Raw genomic sequence first — 18,589 nt, 5'->3', positions numbered from 1 at the left:
TTAAGTTTTTATACTCATACCATCGCTAAGCGAATAAAAGTAAGCGCGGGTAGCTGGTATTAAGCCAATTATAAACCCAGCGGCCATAATAACGCCTATTAAAGTGAGTTCATAGTAAGAGAGCATGGCAATATTAACGCTTATGCCTGCGTGGCTTTGCAAATAGCTGCTACTGATAAGCATAACGCCATAATACAAACCACAGGCAACTAGGCAGCCTAATAATGTTGTAAATAACGATTCCATGCTTATTAGTGTAAATAGCTGCCATGGCCGTGCGCCGACTGAGCGCAATATAGCAAGTTCTCTTCGGCGTTGATTTAAATTGGCCAGTAGTGTGGTCAACATACCCAATAAACTGACTAATATAACAACGCCTGAAAACAGTAAGAGTACTTTTTCGACAATGGCGAGCATTTGCCACAGCTCTTTTAGGGTCACAGTGGGCATAATGGCCAGAAGTGGCTCTTTTTTGTATTGGTTGATATTACGCCTAATTTGCAATGTGTATAAAGGCGAGTCGAATCCCATTAAAAACGCAGTAATTTGACTTGGCTCACCGATTAGGTTGTTATGCTCATCGTGCTCATCGTGCTCAGCTCATCGTGCTCATCGTGCTCATCGTGCTCATCGTGCTCATCGTCGTCATTATTCGCAGAGTGTGAACCACCATGTATTAAATCAATAGCTGCTAGAGGTATGTGTAAGGTTTTATCTACTGGCGTGCCAGTGGCGTTTAAAATACCGATAACAGTAAACGGGTTGTCTTTATGATGATGAAAGCTCGTATTACCCATCCCGTGTGAGATCACTATGTTATCACCTAGTGTATACCCTAAACGGCTCGCTACATCGCTGCCAAGTACCACCTGGTTTAAATGCTCAAACTCGTGGCCTTGTTGAAAACTTAACGTTTGTTTTTTACCAAAGCGATAGTGGGTAAAGTAATCACGGCTTGTACCTAGTACAGCTTGGCCTTTGTGGCTGTCGCCTAAACTAATAGGAATGCTCCATTTAACACCACGTTGAGCTGCGATGTACTGATAACTTTGCCAGCTCACCCCATTATTGGCGTAACCTATTCTAAATACAGAGGAAAGCAGCAATTGAATATCGCCGGTGCGGGCGCCTACAATTAGGTCTGTCCCAGATATGGTATTACTAAAACTGGTTTTTGCATCCACGCGAATTCGCTCAATACTTAGTAAAAGCATCACGCTAATAGCAATGGTAAACAATGTGAGCAGTACACTTGCTCTGCGATTTAGCAAACTTTTATAAGCTAACTTAGTCAGGATCATAACTGCTCCTGTAAGCTAACTAGGCTAATTGCACGATTAAATAGCGGTTTTAATGTTTCGTCATGGCTTACAAAAACTAACGTACTGTTGGCGCGCTTAGCCTGTTCGAATAACAGCTTTATAAAGCTTTCTCTATTTGCGGTATCGAGTGCCGAAGTAGGCTCATCAGCAATTATAAGCTCTGGGCTGCCAATAAATGCGCGAGCGGCGGCAACCCGCTGTTGCTGACCAATGCTGAGCGAGGCAACATCTTTACTATGATAAGACTCACTTAAGCCTAATGCTGTTAATAAGCGTATCGCTTCTTTTTGTAAGCTTGGCTTGGGCTCTGTTGTTTGCTGTAAGGCTTTTTGTTTTCTGCTTTTTGAAAATTCACAGCCAAGCGTGACATTCTCAATGGGTGTTAAATACGGTAATAAATTAAAGTTTTGAAAAATATAGCCAATATTCTCTGCTCTAAATACATCTCTTTGCGTATTGATAAGTGTATTTAAATCACGATTTAAAATACGTATGTTGCCACTACTTGGTGTGTTTATACCTGCCAGTAGCGCAAGCAGGGTTGATTTACCGGCGCCGCTGGGACCATGTAAAAAAATATGCTCGCCTTTATCAATTCTAAGGGTTGGGATATTTAGCGTAGGCTTGGCATCATTTTTATGCCATTTAAAGGTTACATTATCAAGCTCAATCATACAGTGTGGTGTTACCAACCCCAATAATTTAACATTTTTCTCATTTTAAATTGCCTAATAAGGTTTAGAGGTTTAGGTTTCAAATTATTATCGCTATGCAAAAATTCATTTGTCGCATTAAGTACACGCAGGCTAGATTGCCCATCGGTATAAGGATGAAGCTCTTTAGAGTAGTTGCTAATTGCTGCCATTAGCTCCTGTGGGTATGTAAGGGCGTAATCAATATTTTTTTCTACTTCTGAAGCTTGCGTAACATCTAATAAATGCGGGAAAGGCTGCCTCGTTCTATACGTTACTACCGGTTTATTTTGTAATAAGAACATTTGCAAGACAGAAGAGGTGTCGCACAGCATAACATCTGCAGCTTTAAGTAAAGGCAGTACATTGTCGGTTTCTACAAAAGTTAAGTTTTCATTACTTAAGGCTTTGTATTTATCTACCCACTCCTGTGGCATTTTAGGATGAAATTGCACCAATATTCGCCATTTCCCTTGCTTACTAAAGTGCTTAATTTGCTCATAAAGCCTAGGTGCAAGTGTGAGCCTGTGTGAAAAGGTGGAACAAATAAGTAATGTCGGGCGTGCATCATTGCTTGCATATGGGTTGTCAGCTTGTGCTGTAAATAAGGGATCTAGAGTTGGCCAGCCAGTTTCAGCTACTTTGAAGTGGCCATGCTTTATGGCTGATTTTGCAAACCGCCTGGTGGTATTTGGACCTTGCGTACAATACAGGTCAAAGCATCCTCTGATTGCAAAATGCCCTTTTTCACCATTTGTATCTCTTTTATGAGCATCAAAACCATGAAATACAGCTACTTTTATCCCAGGGATGAATGTAGGTATTAGGTTAGCTGGGGCGAAAGTTGCGTCGGGTTTCCAAGTATGTACATCTTTTATAGAGTGAAGTTGCTGCTCATCATCATCTAAAAAGTCGGGGTTTACTTCATTACCCGCTAAAAACCACCGAACTTCTCCACCATGAGCTAAAATTTGCGCCTGAAGCGGCCTTAAAATAGCGTATGAATAATTTTGCGAAATATACATTAGGTATTTTTTATTTGCGGTCGCAGTTAGGTAGTCCAAGCGTTACTCCTCTAGTTAGCACGCTAAGTTTACCGCATTATTACAGCCATATAAATATTGCGTGGTTATTTAAACTGAGCTCTGGGTAATAAACCTATTTCTGGCAGCTATTTTCAGCGCTAACTGCGTTGAATTTACTTGCAATAGGCCAGCTATTGACGCGTAAATTCGCCTTACTTTCATTGAAAATCTCTGGCTAGAGGAAATAAATTTAAATATCGCCATAATACAACACGCCCTAGTAAGTCTCTTAACCAGAGTTCAGGTTATTTAGTTTTCAGTGCTGATTGAGCTTTAGGGTAGGCTGATTTATTATATAGCGCTTATAACCCCATACCATACTTTGCTCTATGAGCATCCCTAACCCCGGAGATAGCATGACTAGCTATAAAGTTTTAGACGTAAACGATGACTTACCCATTCGCACTAAAGGTGCCGTACACAGCGGTAAAGTTCGTTCGGTTTATTGGCTAACAGATGAAGACAGCGCACGCCTCATTAAAGAAAAAAACTATAAAGTTCCGCAAGGAACTGAGCTGGCAATTATGGTTATTTCAGACCGTATTTCTGCTTTTGATTGTATTTGGCAAGGCGAAAATGGCTTAAACGGCGTGCCGGGTAAAGGTATTGCGCTTAATTCTGTTGCATCTCATTGGTTTAAGTTATTTGATAAAGCTGGCCTTGCGGGTAACCACATTGTTGATATTCCACATCCTTATGTATGGATTGTACGCAAAGCAAGTACCGTAAAAGTAGAAGCGATTGCGCGCCAATATATAACCGGCAGCATGTGGCGTGATTACAGTAAAGGGGAGCGCAACTTTTGTGGCATAGATTTACCTGAGGGCTTAAGAGCAAACCAAAAGCTTGAAAACGTACTAATAACCCCTTCTACAAAAGGTATTATCGAAGGCGTGGCTGATATTCCACCTGTTGATGATGTGAATATTACGCGCGCTAATATCACTGATAATTTAGACGTATTTAATTTTAAATCGGCAGAGGATGTGACTAAATACGAAAAGCTATTGGTTGAGGGCTTTAAGCTAATTAGTGAAGAGCTGGCAAAGCTTGATCAAATATTTGTAGATACAAAATTTGAGTTTGGTTATGTAGAGGATTTAGACGGTAACCAACAGCTTATTTATATTGATGAAGTAGGCACCCCAGACTCTTCGCGCATATGGGATGGCGCGGCTTACCGAGATGGTAAAATAATCGAAAACTCTAAAGAAGGGTTCCGCCAGTTATTAATTTCTACTGTGCCAGAAAGTGACGTGCTGTTAAATAAAGACCGCATGGATGAGCGAGAGCAGCTTGCTAAAGACTTTATTTTACCAGAATCGGTCATGCTTGAGGTGTCTAACACTTATGTAGGCATTGCCAGTAAAATCATTGGTAAAGAGATTGTAATTCCAGAAGATCCTCGCCAAGAAGTAATTAATATTTTAGATACTGATTACGGTCTTATTGTAAAATAGTACAACTAAAGTATTAAAATAAACAAAGCCCAGTCTTTATTTTTAGTTACTGGGCTATATTCCTTGCAATTAGTGCTGGTCTCTAATTAACTTAACCTAAGATTAACTTTTAGGTATTGATATGTTTAGGCAAGTGCAGCAAGTTTTTAATAAAAGAGGTTATTTACTCGCCGCTACTTTATTTTTTAGCCAAGGCGTACTGGGTGCAAATATTGATTTAGTAATTCAAGACCAGCATGGTCAGCCACTAAAAGGTGCAGTCGTTGAGCTTTATAAGACGGCAAAGTCAGAGCGCACTACGTTACCCGTTGCGGTAATGGACCAAGTACATAAAGCGTTTTTGCCTGATTTACTGGTGGTGCAAAAAGGCCAGCAGGTTAACTTTCCTAACAGCGATAATATCCGCCATCATGTTTACTCTTTTTCTCAGGCTAAGCCCTTTCAGCTAAAACTCTATTCAGGCCAACCTAAAGAGCCTGTAATTTTTGATCAACAAGGTGTTGTTGTACTAGGCTGTAATATTCATGACTCTATGGTTGGCTATATTTATGTAGCCAATAGTGAACACGTTTATAAAACTAATAATACGGGTAAGTTAACTTTAGACATAACGCCGTTACCGACTACGCTGAGTGTGTGGCATGCGCTACAAACTGCACCGTTGGAAAATAAAAAAATGATAACAATAAACAATAACAATGAGTTACTAATTAAGGTTAATACCTCCACCCCAGCACCGCGAAATACTTTTGGTAGTAAGTTTAAGGGCGGTAATGACTAACAGTTTAAAAAACCGCATTATTGTTTTATGTGTAGGCTTAGTGTTACTGACCACTATGGTGAGCATTGTTAGCTTTTGGTGGTCTACAAGTAAATTTCAAGAAGAAAAAGTAAATCAAGATATTAGCGTAGCGCAAAATGTATATAAGCAATATCTGAGCGCAAAAGAAAGCCTACTGCTTACTGCTGCTAAAGTACTCACTGCCGACTTTGGCTTTAAGCAAGCGGTTGCCACTCGCGATGCAGGCACCATAAGTAGTGTGTTGTTTAATCACAGCCAGCGTATTGATGCAGAGCTTATGCTACTGATTGATTTATCAGGTAAATTAATTTCAGCCAATACTAATGCAGATTTGTACCCTCAAAATTTAAAGCCGTTACTGGATGAGTTATTAACTTCGCCAGAGCAATCGAGCTTTGTTGTTCTTAATAATCAGTTATATCAAGTTATTTTACTACCTGTAAGGGCGCCTAGAACCGTTGCATACAGCTTAGTGGGTTTTAAAATTGATGACGAAGTCGCCCTAGAACTTAAAAACCTAACAGGAATGGATGTCAGCTTTATTGCTGAGCAGGACAACCTCGTAAGAAGCTCGTTGCTTAATCGCCCAGAGTTTTTTTCACCTAAAAACTACTTTAACACCACCACAACAACGCGTTTGTTTGGTGATTATCCTGTATATAAAAACCAAGATATTATGTTGCCCTCCCTACAAGGGGATGCGGTAACAATTTTGCTCAGTGCTGATTTAACGCAAAGCTATAACGATTTTGAAAACTTATTGTTTACGCTAATTATTATGGCCATTTTAACGATGCTGGTGGGGGTTATTACCAGTAGTTTACTGGCAAATAACTTAACAACCCCACTCTCACAGCTTGCAGTTATTGCCAGGCAATTTGCACAAGGTAATTACGCATTTGAATTTAATGCATCTAAACAAAGTACCGAAATAGCAACCCTTGCTAACGCCTTTGATAACATGGGTAACGATATTAACGAGCGTGAACAAAAAATTAGTTTTCAGGCACGCCATGATTCGCTTACAGGCTTTTATAACCGCTCGGCTATGCTTGAAGTGCTCGATGATGAGCTGACTCCCTCTACACAATACACCCTAGTTGCTATTGATATAAAAGGTTTACGGCATATAAACGATAAGCTAGGCCCACGCGTAGGCGATGAATGTTTAAAAGCGGTTGCCAATCGAATTAGTGGCTTTTCGGACGAACTTGGCGGCTTTCATGCGCGTATTGGTGGCGATGAGTTTTTAACTGTGTTTCCAAGTGCCGCTGCCAGAGAGAAAAAAAGCGGTATAGTTGGTTTAATGGCACAGCTATTAGCGTGTTATACCATTAAAACGTTAAAAATTAACTTACGCTTTAGCGCTGGGGTTGTCGAGTATCCCATGCAAGGTCTTGCCAGCGACGATTTAATGCGCCGCGTACTTATTGCCGTAGACAATGCAACAGATAGCCAAGACAGTATTCATTATTACCAAAATGGTGAAGACGAAGCGCATTTAGATCGTCTTAAAATGTTAGATGAGCTTAAACAAGCCATTAGCGATGATGATGGGCAATTATTTATGACCTATCAGCCTAAACTGCATTTACACACACAAAAAATAAATAAAGTCGAATCACTGATCCGCTGGCAACGTAAAGATGGCAGCTGGGTAAACCCAGAACTGTTTATTGATTTAGCCGAGCAATCGGGGCTTATTGTTGAGCTTACATCATGGGTTGTTAACACTGTGGTTTCTCAGGTGGCTGATTGGCAGGCTAAAGGGATTGAAATGCAGGTAGCAATTAATGTATCAGCACAAGATATTGCCTCACCGAGCTTTCATTCAGCGTTAGTGCGTACTCTAAAAAAATACAATGTTGATCCAACCCTCATTACTGTTGAATTAACTGAGCGCGACATGATTGAAAATGAAGAAAAAGGCATAAAAGCATTACAAAACTTAAAAGCCATCGGTGTAAAAATTTCATTGGATGATTATGGCGTAGGGCAAACATCACTGGGGAGATTAAAAATGCTGCCTATTGATGAGCTAAAGTTAGATAAGTGCTTTATTTTAAAGTTAGATGAGTCGCGCAAGGATCAATACATAGTGCAGTCGTCTATTACCTTAGGGCATCAACTAGGCTTTAGCGTTGTTGCAGAGGGCGTTGAAAACAGAGATTCGTTAGACTTACTTAAACTTATGCATTGTGACCATGCTCAGGGTTATTATCTAAGTAGGCCTTTAAAAGCAGAATTATTAGAACAGTGGCTAAAGGAATATTATGAAAAAAGTTAAGTGTTTATTACTTGGGTTATTACTTAGCTCGAGCTTTTCTGGTTTAGCAAGCGATGGTAAATTATTAGCGACCCCCGGGGTTTCGCAAATAGAAGGCGGCGGGGGCGGCGGTATTGTACCTTGGGCACAACTTGCAGGTTACGCCAGCGAAGACGAGTTCTCTGCGAATGGCTTTTGTAGCCGTGCAGATGTAACAGACTACACTTTAGATGTATGTGGAGCACAAGTTAACCTATTTAATCGTGTGGAACTTAGCTACGCTCAACAACGTTTTGACGTGCCTGCACTTGATACCGAAATAGAGCAATCTATCACGGGCGCTAAAATTCGTTTATACGGCGATATAGTTTACAGTGACTGGCCGCAATTGAGTGTGGGTATACAGCATAAATCCCTTGATGATGGCGCTGTTGCGACCCTAGTAGGTGCACAAGATACTAGTGGCACTGATTACTACCTCGCAGCTAGTAAACTCCACTTAGGCGCTGTAGGGGGGCTTAACTGGTTTTGGAACGTCACAACTCGCTACAGTGAGGCTAATCAACTCGGTTTGCTTGGTTATGGTGGGGCAAATGATGATGCAAAAATTTTATTTGAAGGCAGCACGGCTGTGTTTTTGAGCCGAAGTATTGCCGTAGGTATAGAGTATAGGCAAAAGTCTAATAACCTTAATTTGGGTGAACAAGACTGGAAAGATTTATTTGTTGCTTGGATGCCAAACAAACACGTGAGTGTCACCGCTGCATACTTAGATTTAGGTAGCATTGCAGGTGCGAGCGATCAAACAGGGTGGTACTTATCCGTAACAGGGTATTGGTAATGAAAAACGTTGTTATTTTATGGTTGTGTTTAGGTGCCCTGGCCGGGTGTGCAAGCTCAGCAAATTTATCACTTTATCAACAGCTTGATGGCCGTGCGGGGCTTACGCGTATTGTAGACAGTTTTATTTACCAAATAGGTAATGATGAACAAGTACTGCATTATTTTGAACACAGCGACATAAGCCACTTTAGAGAAGGCTTTATTATGCATATGTGTATGCTAGTTGATGGCCCATGCAAGTATAAAGGTGACTCTATGGTAGATATTCATACTGGGATGCACATAACTGAGAAAGATTTTAACCATGTGGTGGACTTACTTGTAAATGCGATGGAAGAGCAAAATATTAGCCATAGCATACAAAATGAGATTCTATCTAGGATGGCACCGCTGCGTAGTAAAATAATAAGAATTTAGGTAACATCTGTAAATTATTTACTCGTAGCAGTGAACCTTACTTTTGTAATAGTGTCCACTTAGTATTATTTCCTATAAACAATAATTGGCGCGCACAGCTTGTATGTCTTACCTATTTATATCCCGCAAAAATGTACACGCAAAGTACTATAAAAAAATAATCAAAAAGCTGAGTATGGATTGCCAACTGCATGTTATGGGGGCGCCAAAGCTTTCAGCTATACACTATTTAAGTAAAGCGTTTAAAGTTGATTTTAACGATGTTATTAATGCACAACTAAAACGTAAGCGCGCCCGTAATAACCTTTGGAACAATGCTTTAGTATCGGCGGTTTACAAAGTGGGGCTGCGCTTTTTTGAGCGTTTGCGTTACGCAAAATATTTAGCTTTATTAACTGAAGTTAACCCTGATGTAATGGTGATATGGAATGGAAATAAACTGCCTAATACTACCGTTGCTATGGCTGCCAAGGCACTGGGTATTAAGCAATTTTATTATGAAAATGGTTTGCTTCCGGGTACCACCAGTTTAGACCCTCAAGGGATTAACTTTAATGCGTCGCTAAGTCGAGATCCTGATTTTTATTTAAATTTTAATGCAAATAATGCCTTAAACTTTGATGCACCGGCGCTTGTCCCACGAGAAAACCATAAAAAACGCTGCGATTTTGCAGCTGAAAATATACCTGAACGCTACATATTTGTGCCTTTTCAAGTGCCTCACGATACGCAATTAGCGAGCTTTTCGCCATGGATTGACTCAATGGAAATGCTATACGATGAAGTTGTTAGCGCAGTGAAAGCATTGAACGACCCTAGTTTAAAGGTCGTTTTTAAAGAACACCCGTCGTGGCACAAGCATTACACCCATTTATACGATAAAGACCCAATTGCACTATTTGCAAACGGCAATAAAACCTGTGAACTTATTGAATGCGCAGAAGCGGTGATCACTATCAACTCTACGGTCGGTTTAGAAGCACTGTTACTAAATAAGCGCGTAATTACTGTAGGGCAGGCTTGTTATAATATAGAAGGCTTAGTTAAGCATGCTGATACTCGTGAGGGCTTAGCTGCCCAAGTAGCAGATGTAGCTCAAGGATGGCAGTTTAATCCGCAACTACGCGATAAATTTTTTTGCTATTTAAAGCATGTATATAGTGTACCGGGCGTTTGGAAACACGCCGAAGAAGAGCATATCAAAGCAATTGAGTTACGTTTTAAAGGGGCGGATAAATTTGCACAATATAGCAACAGTGTGCCCAACGAACTTATTTAACCGCGTATTGTATATCAACATGTTGTGATTTAGCTGTAAGGGCAATTTTTACAGCTATTTTTACAGCATGTACCTCGCTTTAAAAAAAACCATTTACTAAACACCATGTAGCCATTTTGCATGGTGTAGTCTAGCCCTTCAATTAAATTGTCATTACCTCTAAATTTTTTAGCAAACTCAATTTGTGCTTTGATTGGCTGAGTATAAATATGCGCTAAATAAGCGTTTATTTTATTAAGCGTACATTGCGGGCATAAACAGCTTGTTGCTGACTCTTCAAGCGGTAAAATAGCAGGTAATTGGTTACACCAACATGCGTTTATATCGTTTACATTACAACTAAGCGCAGTGTGGCATTGTGAGCAGTTTAATCTCGTCATTTTAAGTCTTATCAGCAGTAGAGCAGCAAGAATAACAAATATTATGAATATACAAAAAGCATTGGCCGAATTTATTACCTTTGGTGAGCAAAGAGATGATGCTATGAGCGTGATTATTTCTACCCCAGCAGAAGAAAGTACTCCCTGTTATACACTCACAAAGCCGGTATTGATTGACGTGCTAACACGTTGTGTAAACCACGAAATAGAGATAGATGATTTAGAGTTATGGGCAAATGTGGTTGAATCGCGAGATGATATAAATTGCGCCGAACACGAAGGGGTTATTTTTGCGCTCAGTAATAGTGAGCAAATGGGTGAACTTGATAAGCGTAAGCTGACTGTGTTGTTGAAGCTGCTACAGAGCTAAGCGTAATTTAGTAATGATTGTATTTAAACCGTTTTAAATTATCTTCAGGTGCAGCGAAATCAAACTTAGCTTATAGATTAACATTGCTCTGAACTCAAAACCGTGAACTACGAGAACAGAGCAATGTGATAAAACGTCTTTATTCAGAGGGTTTACAGCTCTTCACTTTCTTTAATTGTTGCAAATGCGGTGTTTAAACGTGTTACTGTTTCAGGCAGTTGGTCGTCTAAAATGTCTGCTTTATCTGCACCCCATGCTAGTACCACTGTTGAGCCTAGTTTAAAGCGGCCCATTTCTTCACCTTTTTTAAGGATAATGGCGTTTTCGCCTTTAGTTGGGTAGTTCCAGCTAAACACATCGCTACCGGCTGGTGGTGTTACTGTGCCTGCCCAAACGGTCTCTATGCTGGCTACAATGGTTGCGCCTACAAGTACCATAGCAAGTGGGCCAATTTCGGTTTCAAAAATAGCCACTACACGTTCGTTACGAGCAAATAAATTAGGGACATTTCGCGCTGTAAGCGGGTTTACCGAAAATAAGTCGCCCGGTACGTAAATCATTTTACTTAGTGTGCCGTCTATAGGCATATGAATACGGTGGTAGTCTTTTGGCGCTAAATAAATGGTAGCAAATTTTCCGCCTAAAAATGGTGTTGTATCATCTTCAGAGCCACCTAATAGTGCTTGTAGACTGTAGTCATGACCTTTTGCTTGTATTAGCTGCCCATCAACAATGTCGCCCAGTTGGCTAATAGCACCATCAACAGGGTGAGTAATTACGTTCTCGCCTTGCGCCATTGGACGCACGCCGTCTTTTAATGGGCGAGTAAAAAACTCATTAAACGTTTTGTAGTGCGCTGGGTCTTCATACAAAGCCTCGTTCATGTCTACTTTATATTGTTTAATAAATAGTTTAATGAGCGTTGTAGTTAAAGCACCTGCTTTTGCTGCTGCTAATTTACCTACTACGCGTGAAATAAAGTGCTTTGGCATTGCATACTGCATTGCAATTTTAAATTTGTCTAAACTCACAGATTGTTTCCTAAATTAAACGCGAGGTGCGCGTGCACCAGCACGGCCATCGGCCATTGTTTCTAAAATACGGTGGTAGCTGTCGAATCGCAATTGCGAAATATCGCCATCGGCTACCGCTTGTTGAATTATACAGCCTGGGTCGTTTAAATGCTTACAGTCTCTAAAACGACATCCACCTATAAACTCTCTAAATTCTTTAAAGCACCAGGTTACCCGTTCAACATCTAAGTGCCATAAACCAAACTCACGTATTCCCGGTGAGTCAATTAGGTTACCACCACTTGGTAGGTGATGTAAGCGCGATACAGTGGTGGTATGTTGCCCTAAGCCACTGTTTTCTGATACTTCTTTAGTTAATATTTCGGCATCAGGAAGCACAGTGTTAACTAAGGTTGATTTACCTACGCCACTTTGACCAACAAAAATATTATTTTTATCAACCAGTACGTTTTTTAAATCATCTATGCCTTCGCCGGTTACACTGCTTACAAGCAGCACCTGATAACCAAGGCCTCGATAAATATCGAGTACTTTTTGAATTTCATTTAGGCCTTCGTCGTCGATTAAATCGATTTTATTAAGTACTAAAATAGGTTCTATACCCATGTCTTCACAGGCAATTAAGTAACGGTCGATAATACTGGGCGTAAACTCTGGCAGTACCGCTGAGACCATTAAAATTTGGTCAATATTTGCAGCGATTACTTTTACGCCATCGTAAAAGTCGGGACGCGTAAGCTGTGAGCGGCGTTCTTGTGTTGCTTCAATAACGCCTGCTAAGTCGCCTTCACTTACTTTTGCGCGGCGAAATAGTACTTCATCACCACACACTAAGTTAGTAACGGTACGGCGAATATTACAGCGTAATACGTCACCTTCTTGTGTTTCTACATCGGCGTGTTGGCCAAAACGGCTGATCACGACAGCGTTTTCGGTTGCGCCCAGATTATCTGTTTGCCACTCTTTTGCGCCACCTTTTGCCAATTTTGTATCGGCATTATTTAAGCGCTTTTGATGATTAGCCTTGATCCTGCGAGATTGGCCTTTACTTAATTTTTTCTGTTTTGCCACTTTTGGCCTATAACCTTGGTTTAAATGTCGGCTTTGCGTATAAAAAAGCTTTAGCTCGACGGTTGATGCTAATATGATATATCGAAATGCGTTGGATCTAAAGAAAAGCACTGTTTAAGGTTACTATGACTATTAATGAATCTAATTTAATTTGGCTTGATCTGGAAATGACTGGACTTGAGCCGGCCACAGATAAAATACTCGAAATTGCAACAGTAGTAACTGATGCCGATTTAAATATACTCGCGGAAGGGCCTACTATAGCTATTCACCAAAGTGATGAGTTGTTAGATGGCATGGACGAATGGTGTACTACACAGCATGGGAAATCAGGTCTGACGGCCCGTTGTAAAGCCAGTACATACGATGAGGCTTATGCGGTTGAACAAACGCTTAATTTTTTAAAGCAGTGGGTTCCTGCGGGAAAATCACCTATGTGTGGTAACTCAATAGGTCAAGACAGACGCTTTATGAATAAGTATATGCGCGAGCTTGAAGACTTTTTTCATTATCGAAATTTAGATGTAAGCACAATTAAAGAGCTTGCCCGACGTTGGAAGCCTGAGGTACTAGAACAGGTAAATAAAAAAGGCTCTCATTTAGCTCTCGATGACATTAAAGATTCTATTATGGAATTAAAGGTGTATAGAGAAAAATTCTTTAATTTGTAAAAAACACTTGCAAACACATTAGATTATTGTAGAATCCTGCCCCGCTCAAGACGATAACCCTCGCGGGGTTGGTGTGTTTGAGTGGTTTAAATACCATCAGTAAGTGCGGCACTAGCTCAGTTGCCAGAACGTAGGACGCGACCTGTCGCGCACCAACGGACAAATTACTGACTAAATATGAAGCGGCACTAGCTCAGTTGGTAGAGCGCGACCTTGCCAAGGTCGAGGTCACGAGTTCGAGCCTCGTGTGCCGCTCCAATCTCTCTAAATACCCCACTAAAATAAACATCTCTTTAAACAATATCTTGATCTGATTTATAGCTACGAAAATTATTTATAAATAATGGTTATATTGCACTGAACTCTTAATCTAGCAGTACAAAAATAATTAAAGATGGTAATGAGCGATAATACTTAATTATTTCGGGGCTAAACGTGCCGCTAACTGCGTTAAAACATCCTCATTTAGAACGATTAAATAACAAATTTTTTGCCTAGCTAAAAATAACTTACTTGCTTTAAGTCAGTTGCTATAAAGCCATTTTCAAAGGCCTAATTAGTTAAATATTATACGCACGAGTGGCCCCATGCCGCCGCGCGATATAAAGGGTTTTAAATAATGCGAAGTGACGAGGGTAAAAGAAAGGGAGGGGAGGTCAATACAAGGTTAAAAGGTTTCGCCTTGCAAGGTCGCTATAATACGTCTTGCACCGCCAGCGTCGCGATGCTCGCCTAAGTAAATACCTTGCCATGTACCTAGCGCTAAGCGACCATTGCTTATAGGAATACTTAATTCACACCCTAACGTACTGGTTTTTATATGGGCTGGCATATCATCATCACCTTCGTAATCGTGACGATAGTAAGGCTGGCGCTCGGGAACAAAATGGTTAAAGTGGCTTTCCATATCCATGCGCACTGTAGGATCGGCGTTTTCGTTTATGGTTAAACTTGCCGATGTGTGCTGAATAAACAAATGTAATAGGCCAACTTTATAATTAGCCAGCTCGCTCAGCTGCGCGAGTATTTCATCATCAATTAAATGAAATCCTCGAGCACGCGGTTTTAAGGTTATTTGAGTTTGTTGCCAGCTCATAACTTATCAAAGCTAACTTCTATATTTGCATCGCCTGCATCACAGCTAAATGGCATAATTATTTTTTTGCCCTTACTTTTATGTGTGATGGTGTGGCCTTTACCTGCAACTACAATTGGCGTAGCCATATCAAAGTCATAGCCTTTTTCGCCGAGTAAGTTTTTAGCTCCACCGGTAACCATATTAGTAATTTCCCCAACCATATCAGTTACTTCATCGTCTATGTTGTCAGGGCGCTCACCAAGCATGCGTTCCATGATAGTCAGAGCTAAGTTTTCATCAAAGGTAATTGAAAATGAGCCACGAGTTTGCGCGCCCACCATGCCAATTAAACCAGATACATCGCCACAGGCGACTTCGTCTGTTTTTATACGCGGCTTACCTGGTTTTAACTCGGTTTGTGCCATTGTAGATAACACATTGATCAAAGAAGATAAAAATGGATTAATGAACTCAACATTCATGTTAGGTACTCTTAAAATTGGTGCTAAAGTGGCTATCTAAATATGAGTATAGCTTTAAAACAAACTTTGGGTTTAGCTTCTACAAGACTCACACTTACCGTGTGCTTCAATAGTTTGTCCTGATACAACAAAGCCGCTTTCTGCTGCTAAGTTGTTTAGCTCGTGAGAAATAACCGTAGAGTGCAGCTCTTTTACAAAGCCACAACTGTCACAAATTAATAGCTGCACAGGATGAATATGATCAAAGTGATGGCAAAGCATAAATGCATTGGTGCTTTCTATTTTGTGAATAAAGCCCAGCTCTGATAAAAAGTCTAGCGCACGGTAAATTGTTGCAGGCTTTGCGCCTGTTTCTGTTACTTTTAATTGCTCAAGTAAATCGTACGCCCCAACGCCGCCTTGGGCGCTAGCTAATAGGCGAAATACTTTTTCGCGGATAGGCGTAAAACGCGCACCACGGTTGTCACAAACTTGTTTTGCTTTACTTACGAGTGATTCTATATTCATCATTCTCTTATCCTTACGCTACCGTGATATACTAACATACTGTGTTGTACTTGCAGCGTTTTTATTAAACACTTTTTATCTAGGAACCCCATTAATGCATGAACTGGTAGCTATATTTATTTTCTTTTTTGCGGTGATAGACCCTATAGGTACAGTGCCTGTATTTATTGCTGTGACACGTGGGGAAGATGAAAAGTTTAAACGAAAAGTTGTTTTTAAAGCCGTGGGTGTATCCGCTGTGGTTTTACTCTTTTTTGTTATTGCCGGTGAGCAGCTATTAAATGCAATTGAAATACCGCTGTCGGCGTTTCAAATAGCGGGGGGCATAGTCCTGCTTATTTTTGCGCTTTCAATGATTTTTGGTGAAAGTAAGCCCGAGTCTGAGATTAAAAGTGTGCGCGACAGCACAGAAACCGCTATTTTTCCGCTAGCCATTCCCTCTATAGCAAGCCCAGGCGCCATGCTTGGCGCAGTACTGATGACCCGTAACGAAGAATACACGTGGGTTGAGCAAGTTACTACATCGTCGATGATGTTGGTTGTATTAGTTGTTGTGCTTGTGCTGTTGTTACTCGCAAATCATGTGCATAAATTAATAGGCGACAGTGGCGCAAGTATTATAAGTAGAATCATGGGGTTAATTTTAAGCTCTGTGGCAGTTACAAATATACTCAACGGTATCGCGCATTATTTTGGTTTACAAATATACAGCTAACATTGATGCTAATTAGGCTTTTGTGTAGAATACAGCGCCTTTTTATGGACGTATTTACTTATAATCCCCGAGGCTTTTACATTGCAAAAACGCACATTAGATAATCCAACGTTAAACAGACGTTTTTCTGTTGCACCCATGCTTGATTGGACTGACAACCAAGTATTTAAAGGGGGGGAACAGTGTAAGGGGCCCATTGGGGGACTCAGTATATTAAGGGGGGCTATTGCTTTATGATGGTGCCTTGAAGGTTTACTTAGAGTAATTGCTAAAGCGAATAACTCATAGCCTTAAAGTAAATACGAAATCTTGTTAGTCTACAGAGCTCATGCTAGTATATTTTTGTACAAGTTTTATTCTTAGTGGTGAATAACCACTATATCGTTTCTCATTTATTTTGGATTATTAAAGATGAAAGCTTATCACACATACAGTGCTGTTGATGTTGCCTTTTGCTTGCTAAAGCATGCTGCTTTACAAGGTAAGCGCTTTACTAATCTTCAGCTCCAAAAATTAACTTATGTTTGTCATGGTTGGTCTTTAGGTATTTATAAGCGCCCGTTAATTATCGAAGATGTTCATGCTTGGCAATACGGACCTGTAGTACCATCAGTATATTTTCAATTCAAACATTTTGGGTCACAGGCCATTGATGCTAGTAATCCTGTTGTACTCGATGGTGAAAGTGAACAAATTATAAGCGATATAGTTTCTGTTTTAGGAGACTATAGTGGCCCACAATTAGTTGAACTTACACATAGAGAAGGAAGTCCTTGGCATATTGTTTGGGATGGTAGCAACAACAGATTAATACCAGACGCAATCATCGAGCAGCATTACGATAAAATAAAGAGTTCAGGCCACACATCTTGCCTGTAAATGATTCAAGTACTAAAAGAATTGTCGACTTCAGAGTCGACAATTCACCACCGAATATCCCATCAAATGCTGTTTCTGAAGAATTAGATTTTGAAACACTTTTTAATTCTGATTTTGAAGAGTCACACGATGTTGTAATTTCTAAAAACCAAGTTAAAAAAGCTGGTAGAAAGATAAGAAAAAACGAAGGCGATTTAAAAGATGCACGAGCAAAAATTCAATCATTTCGTACTGAACATAAGAAGCCTTTAGAATGTATTGTACAAATTGTTAGCCGATATAGCTGTGAAGGTACACAGGTTGTTGCTCGACTGAAGCGGTTAGACACCATTATTGACAAGTTGACTAGACTTTCTCTAGATGGAGTAAGTGAGAATAAAACTTGTGTAACAAATATGAATGACATTGGTGGCTGTCGAGCAATATTCGAACGTATTGAATATCTATACGATGCATTAGAAGATATTAAAATAATTGTTGATAGGTTATCTAATATAAAAATAAAAGACATTGATAATTATATAGAGAATCCTAAAGGAAATGACTGTGGCTATCGAAGTCTTCACATCATTTTTGAGTTTAAAACACCTGACAAAACCTTAAAAATTGAGGCACAGTTAAGAACTCGTGTTCAACATTTATGGGCCACAACAGTTGAAGTGATAGACTTAATTGAACGAGTTAAAATTAAGACCCTTTCGCATAGACCCGATAATGAAAAGAATCGGAGTCAAATTCATTGGGAAGAGCTTTTAAGCCTCATGAGTGATGTTATAGCTGGTAACGAAGGCTGTAATGAATTAACGGATTCACGTAGAACAGAAATAAAAAATAAGTTGAAATACTTAAACAATAAAGTTAAAGCCGTTAATAAACTTGAAAGTTTTAAGCTGGTATCAGAAAAAATAGACTTTAATACTAGCTCTCAAAATAATTATTATATTGTAGTTATTGGATTGGAAAAAGGAAGTATAAAAGTTATTGCTGAACAAGCATACGATAATGAACATAAAGCTATGTTGATTTATAATAATATCGAGCAAGTAGTTTCAAGTATGGAAAATACTAATACTTTAATGGTTGCCACAAAAGATATAAGCTCATTAGGGGATGCTTACCCTAACTATCTAGGCGATTGCCAAGCTTTTATTGAAATGCTAAATGAAGCCATGACTTAATTATTGTTAATTTTGTCCCGTCCTGAAATAGGTTGACGGTTTTAATGAAAGACTTGGT

At 39.8% G+C, this 18,589-nt stretch carries 19 protein-coding genes, 1 tRNA gene and 1 pseudogene; 12 read left to right on the top strand and 9 right to left on the bottom strand.

Going from position 1 to position 18,589, the window contains the following annotated elements; translation table 11 throughout:
- The 3 genes and pseudogenes from AN395_RS18640 to AN395_RS18630 all read right to left on the bottom strand — a co-directional run bounded on the left by AN395_RS18640 (position 1) and on the right by AN395_RS18630 (position 3,078).
- Positions 1-1,301 (bottom strand): annotated as a pseudogene (locus tag AN395_RS18640) (ABC transporter permease).
- Positions 1,298-1,996 (bottom strand): ABC transporter ATP-binding protein, encoded by a 699-nt coding sequence (locus AN395_RS18635; RefSeq protein WP_054983911.1) that lies wholly within the window; start codon positions 1,994-1,996, stop codon positions 1,298-1,300. Before AN395_RS18635 ends, AN395_RS18640 begins: the two are co-directional and overlap by 4 nt.
- Before the next feature lie 11 nt (positions 1,997-2,007).
- Positions 2,008-3,078, bottom strand: coding sequence for a CDP-glycerol glycerophosphotransferase family protein (locus AN395_RS18630; RefSeq protein WP_198401360.1), 1,071 nt, complete (start codon positions 3,076-3,078; stop codon positions 2,008-2,010).
- 377 nt (positions 3,079-3,455) lie between these two features.
- Between AN395_RS18630 and AN395_RS18625 the strand changes: the two genes are divergently transcribed.
- From AN395_RS18625 to AN395_RS18600, 6 genes are all read left to right on the top strand, one after another.
- Positions 3,456-4,559 (top strand): phosphoribosylaminoimidazolesuccinocarboxamide synthase, encoded by a 1,104-nt coding sequence (locus AN395_RS18625; protein ID WP_054983910.1) that lies wholly within the window; start codon positions 3,456-3,458, stop codon positions 4,557-4,559.
- A gap of 121 nt (positions 4,560-4,680) precedes the next feature.
- A complete protein-coding gene (locus tag AN395_RS18620; protein ID WP_054983909.1) occupies positions 4,681-5,340 on the top strand; it encodes a methylamine utilization protein in 660 nt (219 codons plus the stop codon).
- Positions 5,333-7,648, top strand: coding sequence for an EAL domain-containing protein (locus tag AN395_RS18615; RefSeq protein WP_054983908.1), 2,316 nt, complete (start codon positions 5,333-5,335; stop codon positions 7,646-7,648). Before AN395_RS18620 ends, AN395_RS18615 begins: the two co-directional genes overlap by 8 nt.
- Positions 7,635-8,468 (top strand): DUF3034 family protein, encoded by an 834-nt coding sequence (locus tag AN395_RS18610; RefSeq protein WP_054983907.1) that lies wholly within the window; start codon positions 7,635-7,637, stop codon positions 8,466-8,468. Before AN395_RS18615 ends, AN395_RS18610 begins: the two co-directional genes overlap by 14 nt.
- Positions 8,468-8,887 carry a group 1 truncated hemoglobin gene (locus AN395_RS18605; RefSeq protein WP_024033336.1) on the top strand — a complete coding sequence of 140 codons (420 nt, stop codon included), beginning with the start codon at positions 8,468-8,470 and terminating at the stop codon, positions 8,885-8,887. Before AN395_RS18610 ends, AN395_RS18605 begins: the two co-directional genes overlap by 1 nt.
- A 175-nt stretch (positions 8,888-9,062) precedes the next feature.
- Positions 9,063-10,166, top strand: coding sequence for a capsular biosynthesis protein (locus AN395_RS18600; protein ID WP_095206692.1), 1,104 nt, complete (start codon positions 9,063-9,065; stop codon positions 10,164-10,166).
- A 29-nt stretch (positions 10,167-10,195) separates the two neighbouring features.
- Here AN395_RS18600 and AN395_RS18595 read toward each other — a convergent pair whose 3' ends face one another.
- Positions 10,196-10,546 (bottom strand): DUF5522 domain-containing protein, encoded by a 351-nt coding sequence (locus tag AN395_RS18595; protein ID WP_054983905.1) that lies wholly within the window; start codon positions 10,544-10,546, stop codon positions 10,196-10,198.
- 43 nt (positions 10,547-10,589) lie between these two features.
- Between AN395_RS18595 and AN395_RS18590 the strand changes: the two genes are divergently transcribed.
- Positions 10,590-10,916, top strand: coding sequence for a hypothetical protein (locus AN395_RS18590; RefSeq protein WP_054983904.1), 327 nt, complete (start codon positions 10,590-10,592; stop codon positions 10,914-10,916).
- A gap of 152 nt (positions 10,917-11,068) precedes the next feature.
- On the opposite strand, the gene asd is transcribed toward AN395_RS18590, so the two are convergent.
- Together asd and rsgA are read right to left on the bottom strand one after the other, a co-directional pair.
- On the bottom strand, positions 11,069-11,947 hold the full coding sequence (gene asd / locus AN395_RS18585) for an archaetidylserine decarboxylase (protein ID WP_200910458.1): 879 nt from the start codon (positions 11,945-11,947) through the stop codon (positions 11,069-11,071).
- Between the two features lie 15 nt (positions 11,948-11,962).
- Complete coding sequence (gene rsgA, locus AN395_RS18580) at positions 11,963-13,021, bottom strand: small ribosomal subunit biogenesis GTPase RsgA (protein WP_054983903.1); 1,059 nt, start codon at positions 13,019-13,021, stop codon at positions 11,963-11,965.
- A 125-nt stretch (positions 13,022-13,146) separates the two neighbouring features.
- Here rsgA and orn point away from each other — a divergent pair, with 125 nt between their 5' ends.
- Positions 13,147-13,692, top strand: a complete 546-nt coding sequence (gene orn, locus AN395_RS18575) for an oligoribonuclease (RefSeq protein WP_004589057.1) — start codon at positions 13,147-13,149, stop codon at positions 13,690-13,692.
- Between the two features lie 182 nt (positions 13,693-13,874).
- Positions 13,875-13,950, top strand: a tRNA-Gly gene (locus AN395_RS18570).
- A gap of 409 nt (positions 13,951-14,359) precedes the next feature.
- On the opposite strand, the gene AN395_RS18565 is transcribed toward AN395_RS18570, so the two are convergent.
- The 3 genes from AN395_RS18565 to AN395_RS18555 all read right to left on the bottom strand — a co-directional run bounded on the left by AN395_RS18565 (position 14,360) and on the right by AN395_RS18555 (position 15,759).
- Complete coding sequence (locus AN395_RS18565) at positions 14,360-14,788, bottom strand: secondary thiamine-phosphate synthase enzyme YjbQ (RefSeq protein ID WP_054983902.1); 429 nt, start codon at positions 14,786-14,788, stop codon at positions 14,360-14,362.
- Complete coding sequence (locus tag AN395_RS18560) at positions 14,785-15,252, bottom strand: chemotaxis protein CheX (protein WP_029773279.1); 468 nt, start codon at positions 15,250-15,252, stop codon at positions 14,785-14,787. The genes AN395_RS18565 and AN395_RS18560 overlap by 4 nt, the downstream gene beginning before the upstream one ends.
- Positions 15,253-15,324: 72 nt before the next feature.
- The gene (locus AN395_RS18555; protein WP_029773280.1) at positions 15,325-15,759 is read right to left on the bottom strand and encodes a transcriptional repressor; all 435 of its coding nucleotides are present in this window, start codon (positions 15,757-15,759) and stop codon (positions 15,325-15,327) included.
- 94 nt (positions 15,760-15,853) lie between these two features.
- Between AN395_RS18555 and AN395_RS18550 the strand changes: the two genes are divergently transcribed.
- The 3 genes from AN395_RS18550 (at position 15,854) to AN395_RS18540 (ending at position 18,531) form a co-directional block, all read left to right on the top strand.
- Positions 15,854-16,474, top strand: coding sequence for a MarC family protein (locus AN395_RS18550; RefSeq protein ID WP_004589061.1), 621 nt, complete (start codon positions 15,854-15,856; stop codon positions 16,472-16,474).
- A 411-nt stretch (positions 16,475-16,885) separates the two neighbouring features.
- Positions 16,886-17,353, top strand: a complete 468-nt coding sequence (locus tag AN395_RS18545) for a Panacea domain-containing protein (protein WP_054983901.1) — start codon at positions 16,886-16,888, stop codon at positions 17,351-17,353.
- Positions 17,344-18,531, top strand: coding sequence for a RelA/SpoT domain-containing protein (locus tag AN395_RS18540; protein ID WP_054983900.1), 1,188 nt, complete (start codon positions 17,344-17,346; stop codon positions 18,529-18,531). Before AN395_RS18545 ends, AN395_RS18540 begins: the two co-directional genes overlap by 10 nt.
- Positions 18,532-18,589: the final 58 nt, after the last annotated feature.

It is taken from the genome of Pseudoalteromonas sp. P1-30 (assembly GCF_001400005.1).
In the GTDB taxonomy this organism is placed as follows: domain Bacteria; phylum Pseudomonadota; class Gammaproteobacteria; order Enterobacterales; family Alteromonadaceae; genus Pseudoalteromonas; species Pseudoalteromonas atlantica.
Note: the sequence above shows the minus strand (reverse complement) of the source record. Positions and strands in the feature narration are given on the sequence as shown.

What these genes read in the sequence shown, in the direction of transcription:
- AN395_RS18635 (WP_054983911.1), bottom strand. Translation starts at nt 1,996, where the DNA reads ATGATTGAGCTTGATAATGTAACCTTTAAATGGCATAAAAATGATGCC.
- AN395_RS18625 (WP_054983910.1), top strand. Translation starts at nt 3,456, where the DNA reads ATGACTAGCTATAAAGTTTTAGACGTAAACGATGACTTACCCATTCGC.
- AN395_RS18620 (WP_054983909.1), top strand. Translation starts at nt 4,681, where the DNA reads ATGTTTAGGCAAGTGCAGCAAGTTTTTAATAAAAGAGGTTATTTACTC.
- AN395_RS18615 (WP_054983908.1), top strand. Translation starts at nt 5,333, where the DNA reads ATGACTAACAGTTTAAAAAACCGCATTATTGTTTTATGTGTAGGCTTA.
- AN395_RS18610 (WP_054983907.1), top strand. Translation starts at nt 7,635, where the DNA reads ATGAAAAAAGTTAAGTGTTTATTACTTGGGTTATTACTTAGCTCGAGC.
- AN395_RS18605 (WP_024033336.1), top strand. Translation starts at nt 8,468, where the DNA reads ATGAAAAACGTTGTTATTTTATGGTTGTGTTTAGGTGCCCTGGCCGGG.
- AN395_RS18600 (WP_095206692.1), top strand. Translation starts at nt 9,063, where the DNA reads ATGGATTGCCAACTGCATGTTATGGGGGCGCCAAAGCTTTCAGCTATA.
- AN395_RS18595 (WP_054983905.1), bottom strand. Translation starts at nt 10,546, where the DNA reads ATGACGAGATTAAACTGCTCACAATGCCACACTGCGCTTAGTTGTAAT.
- AN395_RS18590 (WP_054983904.1), top strand. Translation starts at nt 10,590, where the DNA reads ATGAATATACAAAAAGCATTGGCCGAATTTATTACCTTTGGTGAGCAA.
- orn (WP_004589057.1), top strand. Translation starts at nt 13,147, where the DNA reads ATGACTATTAATGAATCTAATTTAATTTGGCTTGATCTGGAAATGACT.
- AN395_RS18565 (WP_054983902.1), bottom strand. Translation starts at nt 14,788, where the DNA reads ATGAGCTGGCAACAAACTCAAATAACCTTAAAACCGCGTGCTCGAGGA.
- AN395_RS18560 (WP_029773279.1), bottom strand. Translation starts at nt 15,252, where the DNA reads ATGAATGTTGAGTTCATTAATCCATTTTTATCTTCTTTGATCAATGTG.
- AN395_RS18555 (WP_029773280.1), bottom strand. Translation starts at nt 15,759, where the DNA reads ATGAATATAGAATCACTCGTAAGTAAAGCAAAACAAGTTTGTGACAAC.
- AN395_RS18550 (WP_004589061.1), top strand. Translation starts at nt 15,854, where the DNA reads ATGCATGAACTGGTAGCTATATTTATTTTCTTTTTTGCGGTGATAGAC.
- AN395_RS18545 (WP_054983901.1), top strand. Translation starts at nt 16,886, where the DNA reads ATGAAAGCTTATCACACATACAGTGCTGTTGATGTTGCCTTTTGCTTG.